Origin of the sequence: Pseudomonas nitroreducens, from assembly GCF_024170165.1 — a bacterium.
GTDB lineage: Bacteria > Pseudomonadota > Gammaproteobacteria > Pseudomonadales > Pseudomonadaceae > Pseudomonas > Pseudomonas nitroreducens_C.
Genome location: NZ_JALJXP010000006.1, coordinates 281,843 through 297,828, shown reverse-complemented (window position 1 = coordinate 297,828; position 15,986 = coordinate 281,843). Strand labels below are relative to the sequence as shown.

Annotated in this window: 17 protein-coding genes; 9 read left to right on the top strand and 8 right to left on the bottom strand. The window is 65.7% G+C overall.

Going from position 1 to position 15,986, the window contains the following annotated elements; all coding sequences use genetic code 11:
• Window positions 1-11: 11 nt before the first annotated feature.
• From J2T47_RS14635 to ntrC, 4 genes are all read left to right on the top strand, one after another.
• Window positions 12-560, top strand: a complete 549-nt coding sequence (locus J2T47_RS14635; RefSeq protein WP_253447937.1) for a DUF4124 domain-containing protein — start codon at window positions 12-14, stop codon at window positions 558-560.
• Window positions 557-1,141, top strand: coding sequence for a DUF4124 domain-containing protein (locus tag J2T47_RS14630; RefSeq protein WP_437180983.1), 585 nt, complete (start codon window positions 557-559; stop codon window positions 1,139-1,141). Before J2T47_RS14635 ends, J2T47_RS14630 begins: the two co-directional genes overlap by 4 nt.
• A gap of 206 nt (window positions 1,142-1,347) precedes the next feature.
• On the top strand, window positions 1,348-2,424 hold the full coding sequence (gene glnL / locus J2T47_RS14625) for a nitrogen regulation protein NR(II) (protein WP_253447930.1): 1,077 nt from the start codon (window positions 1,348-1,350) through the stop codon (window positions 2,422-2,424).
• A gap of 2 nt (window positions 2,425-2,426) precedes the next feature.
• Window positions 2,427-3,857 carry a two-component system response regulator NtrC gene (ntrC, locus tag J2T47_RS14620; RefSeq protein WP_253447927.1) on the top strand — a complete coding sequence of 477 codons (1,431 nt, stop codon included), beginning with the start codon at window positions 2,427-2,429 and terminating at the stop codon, window positions 3,855-3,857.
• Between the two features lie 357 nt (window positions 3,858-4,214).
• Here ntrC and trmL read toward each other — a convergent pair whose 3' ends face one another.
• On the bottom strand, window positions 4,215-4,676 hold the full coding sequence (gene trmL, locus J2T47_RS14615; protein ID WP_253447924.1) for a tRNA (uridine(34)/cytosine(34)/5-carboxymethylaminomethyluridine(34)-2'-O)-methyltransferase TrmL: 462 nt from the start codon (window positions 4,674-4,676) through the stop codon (window positions 4,215-4,217).
• A gap of 52 nt (window positions 4,677-4,728) precedes the next feature.
• Between trmL and J2T47_RS14610 the strand changes: the two genes are divergently transcribed.
• Entirely contained in the window at window positions 4,729-5,127 is a 399-nt protein-coding gene (locus tag J2T47_RS14610; protein WP_253447921.1) for a hypothetical protein, read from the top strand.
• A gap of 685 nt (window positions 5,128-5,812) precedes the next feature.
• On the opposite strand, the gene secB is transcribed toward J2T47_RS14610, so the two are convergent.
• The 3 genes from secB to J2T47_RS14595 are packed head-to-tail and all read right to left on the bottom strand — an operon-like array spanning window position 5,813 to window position 7,011.
• On the bottom strand, window positions 5,813-6,295 hold the full coding sequence (secB, locus tag J2T47_RS14605; RefSeq protein WP_017517171.1) for a protein-export chaperone SecB: 483 nt from the start codon (window positions 6,293-6,295) through the stop codon (window positions 5,813-5,815).
• Between the two features lie 37 nt (window positions 6,296-6,332).
• Window positions 6,333-6,587, bottom strand: a complete 255-nt coding sequence (gene grxC / locus J2T47_RS14600; protein ID WP_045215790.1) for a glutaredoxin 3 — start codon at window positions 6,585-6,587, stop codon at window positions 6,333-6,335.
• A gap of 1 nt (window position 6,588) precedes the next feature.
• A complete protein-coding gene (locus J2T47_RS14595; RefSeq protein WP_253447918.1) occupies window positions 6,589-7,011 on the bottom strand; it encodes a rhodanese-like domain-containing protein in 423 nt (140 codons plus the stop codon).
• A gap of 145 nt (window positions 7,012-7,156) precedes the next feature.
• Here J2T47_RS14595 and gpmI point away from each other — a divergent pair, with 145 nt between their 5' ends.
• From gpmI to J2T47_RS14575, 4 genes are all read left to right on the top strand, one after another.
• Entirely contained in the window at window positions 7,157-8,692 is a 1,536-nt protein-coding gene (gene gpmI, locus J2T47_RS14590) for a 2,3-bisphosphoglycerate-independent phosphoglycerate mutase (RefSeq protein ID WP_253447915.1), read from the top strand.
• Window positions 8,693-8,830: 138 nt separating this feature from the next.
• A complete protein-coding gene (locus J2T47_RS14585) occupies window positions 8,831-10,120 on the top strand; it encodes a murein hydrolase activator EnvC family protein (RefSeq protein WP_253447912.1) in 1,290 nt (429 codons plus the stop codon).
• 27 nt (window positions 10,121-10,147) lie between these two features.
• Window positions 10,148-11,458, top strand: a complete 1,311-nt coding sequence (locus J2T47_RS14580) for a S41 family peptidase (protein WP_253447909.1) — start codon at window positions 10,148-10,150, stop codon at window positions 11,456-11,458.
• A gap of 3 nt (window positions 11,459-11,461) precedes the next feature.
• Complete coding sequence (locus J2T47_RS14575) at window positions 11,462-12,241, top strand: divergent polysaccharide deacetylase family protein (RefSeq protein WP_253447906.1); 780 nt, start codon at window positions 11,462-11,464, stop codon at window positions 12,239-12,241.
• A 195-nt stretch (window positions 12,242-12,436) separates the two neighbouring features.
• Here J2T47_RS14575 and J2T47_RS14570 read toward each other — a convergent pair whose 3' ends face one another.
• From J2T47_RS14570 to hisA, 4 genes are all read right to left on the bottom strand, one after another.
• Window positions 12,437-13,192, bottom strand: a complete 756-nt coding sequence (locus J2T47_RS14570; protein WP_253447903.1) for a substrate-binding periplasmic protein — start codon at window positions 13,190-13,192, stop codon at window positions 12,437-12,439.
• A 152-nt stretch (window positions 13,193-13,344) separates the two neighbouring features.
• Window positions 13,345-14,100: a substrate-binding periplasmic protein gene (locus J2T47_RS14565; RefSeq protein WP_437180982.1), complete on the bottom strand. Its 756-nt coding sequence runs from the start codon at window positions 14,098-14,100 to the stop codon at window positions 13,345-13,347.
• A 265-nt stretch (window positions 14,101-14,365) separates the two neighbouring features.
• The gene (hisF, locus tag J2T47_RS14560) at window positions 14,366-15,136 is read right to left on the bottom strand and encodes an imidazole glycerol phosphate synthase subunit HisF (protein WP_253447898.1); all 771 of its coding nucleotides are present in this window, start codon (window positions 15,134-15,136) and stop codon (window positions 14,366-14,368) included.
• 112 nt (window positions 15,137-15,248) lie between these two features.
• Complete coding sequence (gene hisA / locus J2T47_RS14555; RefSeq protein WP_253447895.1) at window positions 15,249-15,986, bottom strand: 1-(5-phosphoribosyl)-5-[(5-phosphoribosylamino)methylideneamino]imidazole-4-carboxamide isomerase; 738 nt, start codon at window positions 15,984-15,986, stop codon at window positions 15,249-15,251.

The following is a 15,986-nucleotide window of genomic DNA, read 5'->3' as shown; positions in this document are numbered from 1 at the left end:
GGAGATTCTTCATGCGCCTGATCCTCACCGCCCTGCTGCTCGCCGCCGCATTGCCAGCCAGCGCGCAGATCTACAAGTACACCGACGCCAACGGCAAGACGGTGTTCACCAACCAGCCGCCGACCAATGTCGACGCCAAGCCCGTCGAGCTGCCGCCGACCAACACCGTTGGCCCGCAGGGCCCGGTCGCCGTCCCCGCCGACAGCGGTACCGCGAACCAGGCCGCTACCCCCTACGCCATTCTTGCGCTGAGCAACCTGCCGGACGACGAGTCACTACGGCAGAACAACGGCACCTTCATCGTCAATGTCGTGGTGCAGCCCGGTCTGGCGGGCGGCCACCTGCTGCAACTGGTGCTCGACGGCCAGCCCTACGGCGCACCGACCAGCAGCACCAGCATCGGCCTGCAGAGTCTCGACCGTGGCGACCATACACTTGCAGTCCAGGTGCTGCAGGGCAGCCGCGTGATCCAGGCCAGCGCACCGGTGAGCTTCACCCTGCAACGCATCAGCACCAACAGCCCGCAACGGCCCAAGGTTCAACTCAGGACGGGCGGCTGACCATGCGCCAACTGGTCATCCTCCTGCTGTCGGCGCTGTGCTGCCTCTCGGCCAGCGCTGAGGTCTACACCTACATCGACAAGGAAGGTAATCGCGTCTTCACCGATCAGCCGCCGCGCGGCAACGCGCAGAAGCTGCAACTGGCGCCGATCAACTCCCAGCCCGGCGCACCCAACGGCGTGCGCATGCCGCCACCGCTGTATGCACCGGCCACACCCGAACTGCCGCCCGGCCCGCCGGCGTATCAGCTGCTACGTATCATCGTGCCGGAGCCCGACGCCACCGTGCGGGCCAATGACGGCGCACTGATCGTCTCCGCCACCAGCGACCCATCCCTGCTGCCCGGGCACCTCTACCGCCTGCTGCTGGACGGCAAGCCCGTGGGCGAACCCGGCCGCAGCCCGGTATTCCCACTGAACAACATCGACCGGGGCACCCACCAGCTTTCGGTAGAAATCATCGATACCCTCGGCCGCACCATCGAGCAGACGCCCAGCCAGCCCTTCCACATGTTCCGCGTTTCGGTGGCCGAATCGGCCGACCTCGACGCTTCCCACCCCCTCGCCGCCGCCGACCTCTGACGCGGCGTGCGGCCCGGCACAAATGCACCAGATCGGTGCATCAGCCTGCACCACTTTCTATACTCTCCCCATTTCGGGTCACTCCCGCTGACCGGATCGGCCGCCTGCGCACCGCAAATCAGCGCGATGCCGTGAAATACGCGTCTTTTCAGGGCCTGGTTTGCTTTTTGCATTTTCCCGCACAGTCTTGGGACATCTCTTACGCCATGCCTACAGAAACCCAGCTCCGCCTGTTGCTCGACAACCTCACCACGGCGGTGATCCTGCTCAATGCCGAGCTGCGCCTGGAGTACATGAACCCGGCGGCGGAAATGCTGCTGGCGGTCAGCGGACAGCGCAGCCACGGGCAGTTCATCAGCGAGCTGTTCACCGAATCGCCGGAGGCGCTGCAGTCGCTGCGCCAGGCGGTGGAAGAGGCGCATCCCTTCACCAAGCGCGAAGCGAGCCTGACCTCGCTGACCGGCCAGACCATCACCGTGGACTACGCGGTGACGCCGATCCTCGACCGCCGCGACACCCTGTTGCTGCTGGAAGTCCACCCGCGTGACCGGCTGCTGCGGATCACCAAGGAAGAAGCCCAGCTGTCCAAGCAGGAAACCACCAAGCTGCTGGTTCGCGGCCTGGCCCACGAGATCAAGAATCCGCTGGGCGGTATTCGCGGCGCGGCGCAGCTGCTGTCCCGCGAGCTGCCGGAAGAGTCGCTCAAGGACTACACCAACGTCATCATCGAAGAGGCCGACCGCCTGCGGAACCTGGTGGACCGCATGCTCGGCTCGAACAAACTGCCGCAGCTGGCGGTGACCAACGTCCACGAGGTGCTGGAGCGCGTCTGCAGCCTGGTGGAGGCCGAAACCCAGGGCACCATCCCGCTGGTACGCGACTACGACCCGAGCATTCCCGACCTGCTGATCGATCGTGAGCAGATGATCCAGGCGGTACTCAACATCGTCCGCAACGCCATGCAGGCGATCTCCGCACAGAACGAACTCAAGCTGGGGCGCATCACCCTGCGCACCCGCACCCTGCGCCAGTTCACCATCGGCCACACGCGCCATCGCCTGGTGTGCAAGGTGGAGATCATGGACAACGGCCCGGGCATCCCGGCTGAACTGCAGGACACCATCTTCTATCCGATGGTCAGTGGTCGTGCCGACGGCACCGGCCTGGGCCTCGCGATTACCCAGAACATCATCAGCCAGCACCAGGGCTTGATCGAATGCGACAGCCATCCGGGCCACACCGTATTCAGTCTGTTCCTGCCCCTGGAACAAGGAGTGCATTGACCATGAGCCGATCAGAGACCGTCTGGATCGTCGACGACGACCGCTCCATCCGCTGGGTACTGGAAAAAGCCCTGCAACAGGAAGGCATGACCACCGTCAGCTTCGACAGCGCCGACAGCGTGATGAGCCGCCTGGGCCGGCAGCAACCGGACGTGATCATTTCCGACATCCGCATGCCCGGTTCCAGCGGCCTGGACCTGCTGGCGCAGATCCGCGAGGTGCACCCGCGCCTGCCGGTGATCATCATGACCGCGCACTCGGACCTGGACAGCGCCGTGGCCTCCTACCAGGGCGGCGCCTTCGAATACCTGCCCAAGCCCTTCGACGTCGACGAGGCCGTCTCCCTGGTCAAGCGCGCCAACCAGCACGCCCAGGAGCAACAGGGCCTGGAAGCGCCGGCCAACCAGACGCGCACCCCGGAAATCATCGGCGAGGCGCCGGCGATGCAGGAGGTGTTCCGCGCCATCGGCCGCCTCTCGCACTCCAATATCACCGTGCTGATCAACGGCGAATCGGGCACCGGTAAAGAGCTGGTCGCCCACGCCCTGCACCGTCACAGCCCGCGCGCGGCCTCGCCGTTCATCGCGCTGAACATGGCGGCGATCCCGAAGGACCTGATGGAGTCCGAGCTGTTTGGCCACGAGAAAGGCGCCTTCACCGGCGCGGCCAACCAGCGTCGCGGCCGCTTCGAGCAGGCCGACGGCGGCTCGCTGTTCCTCGACGAGATCGGCGACATGCCGGCCGACACCCAGACCCGCCTGCTGCGCGTGCTGGCGGACGGCGAGTTCTACCGCGTGGGTGGCCACACACCGGTGAAGGTGGACGTGCGGATCATCGCCGCGACCCACCAGAACCTGGAAAACCTGGTGCGCGAGGGCAAGTTCCGCGAGGACCTGTTCCACCGCCTGAATGTCATCCGCGTACATATCCCGCGCCTGGCGGACCGCCGCGAAGACATCCCGGCGCTGGCCCGACACTTCCTCTCCCGAGCGGCGCAGGAACTGGCGGTGGAGCCCAAGCTGCTCAAGCCGGAGACCGAGGAATACCTGAAGAATCTCGGCTGGCCGGGCAACGTGCGCCAGCTGGAGAACACCTGCCGCTGGATCACCGTCATGGCTTCCGGCCGCGAGGTGCACATCGACGACCTGCCGCCGGAGCTGATGACCCAGCCGCAGGACAGCGTACCGGCCGCCAACTGGGAACAGGCCCTGCGCCACTGGGCCGACCAGGCACTGGGACGTGGCCAGTCCAGCCTGCTCGACACCGCAGTGCCGGCCTTCGAACGGATCATGATCGAGACCGCGCTCAAGCACACTGCCGGCCGCCGCCGCGATGCCGCCGTGCTGCTGGGTTGGGGCCGCAATACCCTGACCCGCAAGATCAAGGAGCTGGGCATGAAGATCGACGGCCCGGACGAGGATGGCGAGGACTGAGGTCCTGCGATGAAACAGGGGCCGCAAGGCCCCTTTTTTCTTCCATCGCCGTGAGCGCGCTACCGGCTCTGGCCAATCGCGGACGGAGTCCGCTCCTGCGCCCCCGCCATTCCCGGCAGGCCGGTGCAGTCACACACCCGCAACATCCATCCACAGAACCTGTGGATAAGCCTGTGCACGGAACGGGGAAGGAACGTGCTACAGCCCAGAGCACGCGCGGTCTGGAGGTTTGCGTGGTTTCTGTGCAGGAATTTCCGGCTTGCCCACATCCACTGTGTGCCCGTCTGTGGATAAGCTTGGGGCAAGCCGCTGCGCTCCCCTCCCGGCGCGGGTTTGCGCGGATCGATCAGAAAACGCTCAATCCATCGCGAAGCCGTGCTGACGCCAGGCTTCGTAGACCGTCACCGCCACCGTGTTGGACAGGTTCAGGCTGCGGCAGCCCGGGCGCATCGGCAGGCGCACGCGGTGTTCCGGCGGCAGGGCGTCACGCACTTCTTCCGGCAGGCCGCGGCTTTCCGGCCCGAACAGGAAGGCATCGCCGCGCTCATAAGCCACTTCATGGAACGGCTGCGAGCCCTTGGTGGTGAAGGCGAACACCCGCGGCTGGCCGAGCTGCTGCAAGCACTCTTCGAGCGTCGCATAGCGCTTCACGCTGGCGTACTCGTGGTAGTCGAGCCCGGCGCGGCGCAGGCGCTTGTCGTCCAGCTCGAAGCCCAGCGGCTCGATCAGGTGCAGGCTGCAACCCGCATTGGCGCACAGCCTGATAATGTTGCCGGTGTTTGGGGGGATTTCCGGTTGAAAAAGGATTACGTGGAACATGCAGCGCTCCGAGCCTGAGAACGGCGGGCATTCTACCCCCGCCAAGGAGCAAATGCGGCCCAGGCCCTGGCTCAAGGTGCTGGTGTCGCTGTGCGTGCTCGGCCTGCTGCTGGGGCTGATGCTTGGCCGCCTGGTGAATCCGCCGCACGAGGGCCCCCCGCAGATCCTTGCCGTAGAGCCGTCCGTCGATGGACTGGTACTGACTCTGGACTCACAGCCGGCAGTGCGCGCCGGCCATCTGGATGGCGCCCTGGCGGTGCAGATCGATGCCAGCGGCACCGCCCAGCAGGGTCAGTTGCGGATCGGCGATGCGCCGGTGCGCTGGAAGCTGGAGCCAAGGGAGCGCGGGGTTCTGCTGACGCTGCTGTCGACCCGGCGCCTGCAGGGCAGCTGGGACAGTGCCGAGGCCGGGGGCCGGTGGCGCCTGAGCATCAGCGCGCGGCCCGAATAAAAGCGGGGTTTTCCCGGCCTGCCTGGTCCGGGGCCCCGAAGCGGGAAGCGAACCCACCGAAGGGGTTCGCAGGCATAAAAGAGGGGTTTACCCGGCCTGCCTGTACCAGGACCCCTAACGGGTGCGCGGTGCGCCTAGGCGCGCCTGCGGGCATAAAAAGGGGGCTTTCCCGGCCTGCCTGTACCAGGACCCCCGAACCGGCTGCGACGGCCACCGCTTCGGGCGGCACGCTCGCAAGTTGTAAAAGAGGGGTTCCCCAGCCTGCCTGTACCGAGGCCCCTGAAATCGCTGTTATCAGGGGTATTGCAGAGGGCGTGCCAAGATTGCTCGCAAGGCATTGCGCCCCACGCCCATGTCGCTCCCCGGCTGGCTGAAAGTCCCGTAGCCAGGGGCTTCCGGCGATATCCACAAGCGTTCGAAACAGCACCCGCCGGTGTCTACGCCGGGGATTACAGGTCCTCTCCGCCGCGGCGTTGGCTGCGCCCTGCTAGTGCGCATGCACCAAACTCGAACGCGCCGCCCTTACCCACAGCAGCCCTGAGCAACTGCTGGAACAGCCTGTGGATAAGCGTACCTAGGCCTTGGGCCCTGCAGCACGCACGACCCTGATCAAAAATCGATCAACCCCGAATCGCAGGCAAAGAAAAAGGCGCCCGAAGGCGCCTTTCTCGTTCGGCGTCAGTGATTACTGGGCCGGGATCTCGCCGGATGCCTGCATGCGGGCGATTTCCTGCGCGTACAGCGCATCGAAGTTCACCGGGGACAGCATCAGCGCCGGGAACGAACCGCGGACAACCAGGCTGTCCAGGGTCTCGCGGGCGTACGGGAAGAGGATGTTCGGGCAGAAGGCGCCCAGGGTGTGGCTCATGCTGGACGCGTCCAGGCCCTTGATCAGGAAGATGCCGGCCTGCTGCACTTCAACGATGAAAGCGGTTTCCTCGTTGTTCTTCACGGTCACCGAAACGGTCAGGACCACTTCGTAGAAGTCGCCGTCCAGTTGCTTCTGACGGGTGTTGAGGTCCATGGCGATGCTCGGCTGCCACTCCTGACGGAAGATTTCCGGAGCCTTAGGGGCCTCGAAGGAGAGGTCGCGCACGTAGATGCGCTGCAGCGAGAACTGCGGGTTGTTGTCTTGTTCGGCTGCGCCGTTGCTGGCTTGTTCAGTCATTTCGGGACCTTCTTGTGCATCGTTTCAGAATGAGGAATTACGCCGAGAGCAGCGTATCCAGCTTGCCCGCGCGTTCCAGCGCGTAAAGATCGTCGCAGCCGCCGATGTGGGTTCCGTCGATCCAGATCTGCGGCACTGAAGTCCGACCCGCCTTGCTGGCCATCTCGGCGCGCACGCCAGGCTTGCCGTCCACGGAGATTTCCTCGTAGGCGACACCCTTCTTGTCCAGCAGGGCCTTGGCGCGGATGCAATAAGGGCACCACGCGCTGGTGTAGATCAAGGTCGACGACATCTCATTTCACCAGGGGCAGGTTGTCGCCGCGCCAGCTGCCGATGCCGCCGGAGAGCTTGGCGGCGGTGTAGCCGGCCTTCTGCAGCACACTGCACCAGGTGCCCGAGTGCTGGCCCATGCCATCGACCACGATGATGGTCTTGGCCTTGTGCTTGTCCAGCTCGCTCAGGCGGGCGTTCAGCTTGTCCGCCGGAATGTTCAACGCGCCGACGATGTGGCCGCTGGCGAACTCCTTGGTCGGGCGGATATCCAGCACCACGGCCTGCTCGGCGTTGACCATGGCGGTCAGCTCGCGGGTGGACAGCGCGCGGCCGCCCTTGCGCATTTCGTGCAGGGCCAGCAGCACCAGCAGGATGACCAGGGCACCGACCAGCAGGTAGTGGTGGGTGGCGAATTCGATCAGACGAGGAAGAAACGAAGACATGCGCAGGACATCCAGACGTAAAAATGCCGGCCAGTATACACGCGCGTATCTGACGGCTGAACCCTGCCAATCATGGCGTCTGTCGGCACCAACCGGTAAAATGTCGGTCCTTTTCTGACCCCTATTCTCGGAAAGAGCCGTACCTATGACTGCAACGCGCAAACCGCTGGTCCTGATCATCCTGGACGGCTTCGGCCATAGCGAGAGCCCTGAATTCAACGCCATCTACGCCGCGAAGAAGCCCAACTGGGACCGCCTGCTGGCCAACCAGCCCAACGGCCTGATCTCCGGCTCGGGCATGGATGTCGGCCTGCCCGACGGGCAGATGGGCAATTCCGAGGTAGGCCACATGAACCTGGGCGCCGGCCGTGTCGTCTACCAGGACTTCACCCGCGTCACCAAGGCCATCCGCGACGGCGAGTTCTTCCAGAACCCGGTGCTGACCGGCGCCGTCGACCAGGCTGCAGGCGCCGGCAAGGCCGTGCACATCCTCGGCCTGCTCTCCGATGGCGGCGTGCACAGCCACCAGGACCACCTGATCGCCATGGCCGAGCTGGCCGCCCAGCGTGGCGCGCAGAAAATCTACCTGCACGCCTTCCTCGACGGCCGCGACACGCCGCCCAAGAGCGCCGAGCCTTCGCTGAAGCTGCTCGACGACGCCTTCACCCGCATCGGCAAGGGCCGCACCGCCAGCATCATCGGCCGCTACTTCGCCATGGACCGCGACAATCGCTGGGACCGCGTCGAAGCCGCCTACAACCTGATCACCGACGGCACCGCCGAATTCACCGCCGACACCGCCGTGGGCGCGCTGAACGCTGCCTATGAGCGCGGCGAGAGCGACGAATTCGTCAAGGCCACCCGCATTGGCGAACAGGTGCGCGTGGAGGACGGCGATGCCGTGGTCTTCATGAACTTCCGCGCCGACCGCGCCCGCGAACTGTCGCGCGCCTTCGTCGAGCCGGGCTTCAAGGAGTTCCCGCGCCAGCGCGAGCTGCACCTGGCGCAGTACGTGATGCTGACTCAGTACGCGGCGAGCATCCCGGCGCCCAGCGCGTTCAAGCCCGAATCCCTGGACAACGTCCTGGGCGAGTACCTGGCCAAGAACGGCAAGACCCAGCTGCGCATCGCCGAGACCGAGAAGTACGCCCACGTGACCTTCTTCTTCTCCGGCGGCCGCGAAGAGCCGTTCGAAGGCGAAGAGCGCATCCTCATCCCTTCGCCCAAGGTCGCCACCTATGACCTGCAGCCGGAAATGAGCGCGCCGGAAGTCACCGACCGGATCGTCGACGCCATCGAGCACCAGCGCTTCGACGTGATCATCGTCAACTACGCCAACGGCGACATGGTCGGCCACACCGGCGTGTTCGAGGCCGCGGTGAAAGCCGTCGAGTGCCTGGATACCTGCGTCGGTCGGATCGTCGAGGCGCTGGACAAGGTCGGCGGCGAAGCCCTGATCACTGCCGACCACGGCAACGTCGAGCAGATGGAAGACGCCATGACCGGCCAGGCACACACCGCGCACACCTGCGAGCCGGTGCCGTTCGTCTATGTCGGCAAGCGCAAGGTGAGCATCCGCGAGGGCGGCGTGCTCGCCGACGTGGCCCCGACCCTGCTGAATCTGATGGGTCTGGAGCAGCCGAAAGAGATGACCGGCAAATCGATTGTCACCCTGCTTTAAGGGCCACAATCGGGCGGGAACGTGAGCCATCTCCCGCCGGTCAGAGCAAACGCCCCACGCCATGCGGCCTGGGGCGTTTTTTTTAGCGCCCGCCACGGGCATACTAGCCCGGTCCAGAATCCAGGTGCCCGCCACCCAATGCCTCGCGCCCTCCTCCCGCTGCTGCTGATCTGCCTCCTGAGCCCGCTCGCGGTCGTTGCCGACGAACGCGCCGACGCCCAACGTCAGCTGGAGCAGACGCAGAAAGACATCAATGAGCTGAAGAAGAACCTGAAGAACATCCAGGACGAGAAGTCAGGGGTGCAGAAGCAGCTCAAGTCCACCGAAACCCAGATGGGCGACCTGGAAAAGCAGATCCGGCAGATCCAGGACGAGATGAAGAAGAACGAGGACGAGCTGCAGCGCCTCGATTCGGAGAAAAAAAAACTCCAGGGCGCACGCCTTGAACAGCAGCGCCTGATCGCCATCCAGGCCCGCGCCGCCTACCAGAGCGGCCGCCAGGAGTACCTCAAGCTGCTGCTGAACCAGGAACATCCCGAGAAGTTCAGCCGCACCCTCACCTATTACGACTACATCAACAAGGCGCGCCTGGAGCAGCTCTCGGCCTTCAACGAGACCCTGCGCCAGCTGAGCAACGTCGAACAGGAAATCACCTCGCAGAAGGACGAGCAGGTCGCCCAGCAGACCGCCCTCGAAGCCCGCCGCCAGGAACTGGCCGACGCCCGCAAGGCGCGCCAGGAGACTCTGGCCAAGCTCAACAGCGATCTGAAGGACGGCAGCAGCAAGCTCAAGGACCGCGAACAAAGCCAGGACGACCTGAACAAGGTCCTCAAGACCATCGAGGAAACCCTCGCCCGCCAGGCCCGCGAAGCCGAGGAAGCGCGCCAGCGCGCCCTGGCCGCCGAGCGCGAGCGGGTCAAGCGCGAGCAGGAACTGGCCGCGCGCGGCGAGAAGCCTGCAACGCCCTCCAGGCGTCCCGACTACAGCGGCCCGCTGGTTTCCAGCGGCGCCGGCTTCGGCGGCGCCTTCGCCGCCACCAAGGGCAAGCTGCCCTGGCCGGTCGATGGCCGCGTGCTGGCGCGCTACGGCAGTCCGCGCGGCGATGACCCCCGCGCCACCTGGGATGGCGTGCTGATCGGCGCCAACGCCGGCAGTACCGTGCGTGCCGTGCATGGCGGCCGCGTGGTGTTCGCCGACTGGCTGCGCGGCTCAGGCCTGCTGGTCATTCTCGACCACGGTGGTGGCTACCTCAGCCTTTATGGGCATAATCAAAGTCTTCTGAAGGACGCCGGCGATACCGTCAAAGCGGGCGATCCCATTGCAACCGTGGGAGCCAGCGGGGGTCAGAGTACCCCGGCGGTGTATTTTGCCATTCGCCATCAGGGCCGCCCGGCGGACCCTTCGACCTGGTGTCGCACGCAGGGATAAGCGGCGATCACGCATTAGGAGCCAAACATGTCGCAAGCTTTCCGTCTCACTACCCTGGCCCTGGCCTTGCTGCTCGGCGTCGGTGCGGTCCAGGCCGCCGACGCGCCAGCCGCAGCCCCCGCGGCCAACGGCAAGGAGGCTCCGCTACCGCTCGACGAGCTGCGTACCTTTGCCGAGGTCCTGGACCGGGTGAAGGCGGCCTACGTCGAACCGGTGGATGACAAGACGCTGCTGGAGAATGCCATCAAGGGCATGCTCAGCAACCTCGACCCGCACTCCGCCTACCTCGGCCCGGAAGAGTTCGCCGAGCTGCAGGAAAGCACCAGCGGCGAGTTCGGCGGGCTGGGCATCGAGGTCGGCAGCGAGGATGGCTTCGTCAAGGTGATCTCGCCGATCGACGACACCCCGGCGGCCAACGCCGGCATCCAGCCGGGCGACCTGATCGTCAAGATCGACGGCAAGCCGACCAAGGGCCAGTCGATGAACGAGGCGGTGGACAGCATGCGCGGCAAGGCCGGCTCGCCGATCACCCTGACCATCGTGCGCGGCGGCGGCAAGCCGTTCGACGTGACCCTCAAGCGCGCCGTCATCAAGGTCAAGAGCGTGAAGAGCCAGCTGCTCGAACCGGGCTATGGCTACCTGCGCATCACCCAGTTCCAGGTGAACACCGGCGAGGAGACCGTCAAGGCGCTGTCCAAGCTGCGCAACGACAACAAGGGCAAGCTCAAGGGCATTGTGCTGGACCTGCGCAACAACCCCGGCGGCGTGCTGCAGTCCGCGGTGGAAGTGGCCGACGCCTTCCTCACCAAGGGCCTGATCGTCTACACCAAGGGCCGCATCCCGAACTCCGAGCTGCGCTTCTCCGCCGACCCGGCGGACCCGAGCGACGGCGTCCCGCTGGTGGTGCTGATCAACGGCGGCAGCGCCTCGGCGGCCGAGATCGTCGCCGGCGCCCTGCAGGACCAGAAGCGTGCGATCCTCATGGGTACCGACAGCTTCGGCAAGGGCTCGGTGCAGACCGTGCTGCCGCTGAACAACGACCGCGCCCTGAAGCTCACCACCGCGCTGTACTACACCCCCAATGGCCGCTCGATCCAGGCCCAGGGCATCACCCCGGACATCGAGGTGGAACGCGCCAAGGTGACCCGCGAGAAGAGCGAGTTCGACGGCTTCAAGGAAGCCGACCTGCAAGGCCACCTGGCCAACGGCAACGGTGGCCAGGATCGTCCGACCACCTCCGGCAAGCCTCCGGTGGATCGCCCGCAGGATGGCGACTACCAGCTCAGCCAAGCCCTCAGCCTGCTGAAAGGACTCAGCGTCAGCCGCGGCAACAACTGACCGATGCGCCCGGCCCGGCTGCTTTTCGGCCTGTGCCTGGCGCTGCTGTGCCTGCCGGTGGCCGCCGCGCCCCGGCCGGACGGCGGCAAGCCGCTGGTCAGCATCGTCATCGACGACCTCGGGCAGAACCTGGCGCGTGACCGCCAGGTGCTCGACATCTCCCCCGCCATCGCCCTGGCGATCATCCCCGACACGCCCCATGCCGCCGAACTGGCGCGCGAGGCGCACCATCGCGGGCGCACCGTGATGCTGCACATGCCGATGGACCCCGCCGGCGGTGACTACGCCTGGACCCCGGAACTGACCCAGGATGAGCGCGCGCGCCGTCTCGACGCCGCACTGGCGAAGGTGCCCTACGTGCAGGGTGTGAACAACCATGAAGGCAGCCGCATGACCGCCGACCGCCCGGCCATGGCCTGGCTGGCCGCGGAGCTGCAGCGCCGCCACCTGTTCCTGCTCGACAGCCGCACCAGCGCCGCCACCGTGGCTGCCGCCGAGGCGCAGAAGATCGGCCTCGCCAGCCTGTCGCGGGATGTGTTCCTCGACGATGACCCGAGCGAAGCTGCAGTGCTGGAGCAGATGCAGCGCGGCCTCGCGCTGGCGCGCAAGCAGGGCACGGTGGTGATGATCGGGCACCCGAAGCCGGCGACCCTGGCGGTGCTCAAGCGCGTGCTGCCGACCCTCAAGGCCCAGGGCTTCGAGCTGGTGCAGCCGGCGCTGATGATCGCCGAGCGCGGCAACCGCGCCATGGCGGGGCATGGGCGGGATGGGGTTTACCGCTGATTCAGTAGCCGGCGGGCGCGGAACCTGGGGCTCGCACGAATAGCTCCCTCTCCCTTCAGGGAGAGGGCGGGGGGAGAGGGCAACCCTTAACGTCGGAGTTGCCTGTTAGACCCTCTCCCCAACCCTCTCCCTAAAGGAAGAGGGCGCAGCTTGGTGCCAAGCTTCAATCCTGAAGTCAGACGGCGCCCCAGTGATTTACAGATAGTTATTGGTCGCCTGCTCGATGAAGCCATCGGCGCGCATCTCGTCCAGCGCCTTCTGCAGCTTCGCCACCACCTCGTCCGGGGTGTTCTTGTTGATCGCCAGGTACAACTGGGCCTCGTTGAAGCGCAGCACGGTCTGCAGGCCGGACACGCCTTCCTGCTTGGCCAGGTAGCGGCCCACCGGGTCGGTGGTGGCCCACAGGTCGATCTCGCCGGTGGTCAGCTTCTTCACGTTTTCCTGGTCACGCAGCGCGTTGATCACCGGGATGCCCTGGCTCTCCAGGTTCTGGCTGACGGCGTCGTTCTTGTAGGCTCCGAGCTTGTACTTGGCGGCGTCCTTGAGGTCCTTCACCTTGATCGAGCTGCCCGGCGGCGCGAGCAGCACCCAGTGGGTCTTGGCGATCGGCCCGACCCACTTGAACAGCGGCACGCGCTCGGGGGTATAGGTGGTGGAGAACAGCCCGTAGTCAGGCTTGTCGAGGGCCAGCTTGTACAGGCGATCCCAGGGGAAGCGCAGGCTCAGGCTGTAGTGGATGCCGGCGCGCTTGAACATCTCGCGGACGATGTCCGCGCTGATGCCGTCGATACCGTCGTCACGGGCGAAGTTCTTGTCATCCACCGCCATGTTGAACGGCGGGAAGTTCTCGGTGAGCAGCACCATCTTGTAATCGGCGGGCAACTCGGCGCGGGCCGTGGCGGCCCCCAGCAACAGACCCAGGGTCAGGGTCCTGGTCAGGACTTTCAGCATGGTCATACCGCTCGCTTGGTTATCGTTATTGGGCTTGCGGCATCCCTGCAGGGGGGACGGAATACTTCGCTCGTCTGCCTTCCGTGGCAAAACCGGCACCGAGGGATGTCGGCGCCAAACACAAAGGCCGGCGAGTGGCCGGCCTTCGGGTGTTACAGGTAACTGTTGAGCACGTCGTCGACGAAGCCTTCGGCGCGCATCTTGTCCAGCGCACCCTGCAGCTTCTGTACCACTGCGTCCGGGGTCTCGCGGTTCAGCGCGAGGAACAGCTGGTCGCTGTTGAAGCGCAGTACGGTCTTCAGCCCGGTGACGCCCACCTGCTTGGCCAGGTAGCGGCCTGCCGGATCGCCACTGGCCCACAGGTCGATCTGACCGTCGCGCAGCTTGGCGGCATTCTCCTGGTCACGCAGCGCCAGCACCGGCTCGAAGCCGTGTTCGCCCAGGTACTGGGCCATGGCGTCCCCCTTGTAGGCGCCGACACGGTACTGCTTGGCTTCATCCAGGTTGTTCAGGGTGATGGGGCTGTCAGCCTTGGCCAGCAGGACCCAGTCGTCCGGGCCGATCGGGCCGACCCACTTGAACTGGCTCTCGCGCTCGGGCAGGCGCGCGGTGACGAACACGCCGTAGCCGGGCTTCTCCAGCGCCAGCTTGTAGATGCGGTCCCAGGGGAAGCGCAGGGTCAGGCTGTACTGCACGCCGGCACGCTTGAACATCTCCTTGACGATATCCACGGCGATGCCGTCGATGCTGTCTTCCTGGGCGAAGTTCTTGCCGTTGATGGCCATGTTGTAGGGAGGGAAGTTCTCGGTGAGCAGCACCACGCTGTAGTCCGAAGAATCCGTTTCAGCCCTTGCCGCACTGGCCAGAAGCAGGCCGCAGCCTAGCCATGCGAGCAGAATGCGCTTCAGCATCGAGATATTTCCTGCGTATGACATTTCTGAGAAGGCGCAGAGCTTACTCGGAGAATTGACGCCAATAAACCCTATGAATGTGGCAATGGGACATAGATACGCCAGCACCTGGAATCCGGAACGTCAGTACCTTGACTCAGGCGCGCCAGTACCTTGACCTCAGCCACCGGCCGGTGAGCATCACGCGCAGGGAAAGGATGCGGCGGGGAAGGAAGGCTCGGGAGAAAGCCATCGGGCCGGGAGAACCCCGGCCCGGAGGGGATCAGCGCACGACGATGCCGCGGCTGGCCAGGTAGGCCTTGGCCTCCGGCACGCTGTACTCACCGAAGTGGAAGACGCTCGCCGCGAGCACCGCGTCGGCCTTGCCCTCGATGATGCCGGCGGCCAGGTGCTCCAGGTTGCCGACGCCACCGGAAGCGATCACCGGCACGCCCACTGCCTCGCTGATCGCGCGGGTCACGCCCAGGTCGTAACCGCTCTTCACGCCGTCCTGGTCCATGCTGGTCAGGAGGATTTCACCAGCGCCGAGGCCTTCCATCTTCTTCGCCCACTCCACTGCGTCCAGCCCGGTGGGCTTGCGGCCGCCGTGGGTGAAGATTTCCCAGCGCGGGGTTTCGCCGGTGCCCGAGACTTTCTTCGCGTCGATCGCGACCACGATGCACTGCGAGCCGAAGCGTGCGGCGGCTTCGCCGACGAATTCCGGGGTGAACACCGCGGCGGTGTTGATCGAGACCTTGTCCGCACCGGCATTGAGCAGGTTGCGGATGTCCTGCACCGTCCTGACGCCGCCGCCCACGGTCAGCGGGATGAACACCTGGCTGGCCATGCGCTCGACGGTATGCAGGGTGGTGTCGCGGCCATCGACGCTGGCGGTGATGTCGAGGAAGGTAATCTCGTCCGCGCCCTGCTCGTCGTAGCGACGGGCGATTTCCACCGGGTCGCCGGCGTCGCGGATGTTCTCGAACTTGACGCCCTTCACCACGCGGCCGTTGTCCACGTCGAGGCAGGGAATGATGCGTTTAGCCAGTGCCATAGCAATGCTCTCGTAGGATGGGTGGAGTGCAGCGATACCCAGACTGCCGGACCACCCCAGGTCCTCAGTGCCGGGCCATGCCGTTTCGCGGCAAGCCCGGCCTGCGTTCAGGTCAGCCCTTGAAGCTGTCGCACAGCGCCTGGGCTTCGGCGACGTCCAGGGTGCCTTCGTAGATCGCGCGGCCGGTGATGGCGCCGACGATGCCCGGGGTGCGGGCGTCCAGCAGCTTCTGGATGTCACCCAGGTTATGGATGCCGCCCGAAGCGATCACCGGGATGCGCGTGGCGTTGGCCAGGGCCGCGGTGGCTTCGACGTTGCAGCCCTGCATCATGCCGTCCTTGGCGATGTCGGTGTAGACGATCGCCGAGACGCCATCGGCCTCGAAACGCTTGGCCAGGTCGATGACCTGCACCGAGCTCACTTCCGCCCAGCCATCGGTGGCGACGAAGCCGTCCTTTGCGTCGAGGCCGACGATGACCTTGCCCGGGAAGGCCTTGCACGCTTCGGCGACGAATTCCGGCTGCTTGACCGCCTTGGTGCCGATGATCACGTAGCTGACGCCGGCGCGGACATAGTGCTCGATGGTTTCCAGCGAACGGATGCCGCCGCCGATCTGGATCGGCAGCGTCGGGTAGCGCTTGGCGATGGCAGTGACCACGTCGCCGTTGACCGGCTTGCCTTCGAAGGCGCCGTTCAGGTCCACCAGGTGCAGACGGCGGCAACCGCCCTCCACCCACTTGGCGGCCATGGACACCGGGTCATCGGAGAACACCGTGGCGTCGTCCATCAGGCCCTGGCGCAGGCGCACGCAGGCGCCGTCTTTCAGATCGATTGCGGGGATGATCAGCAT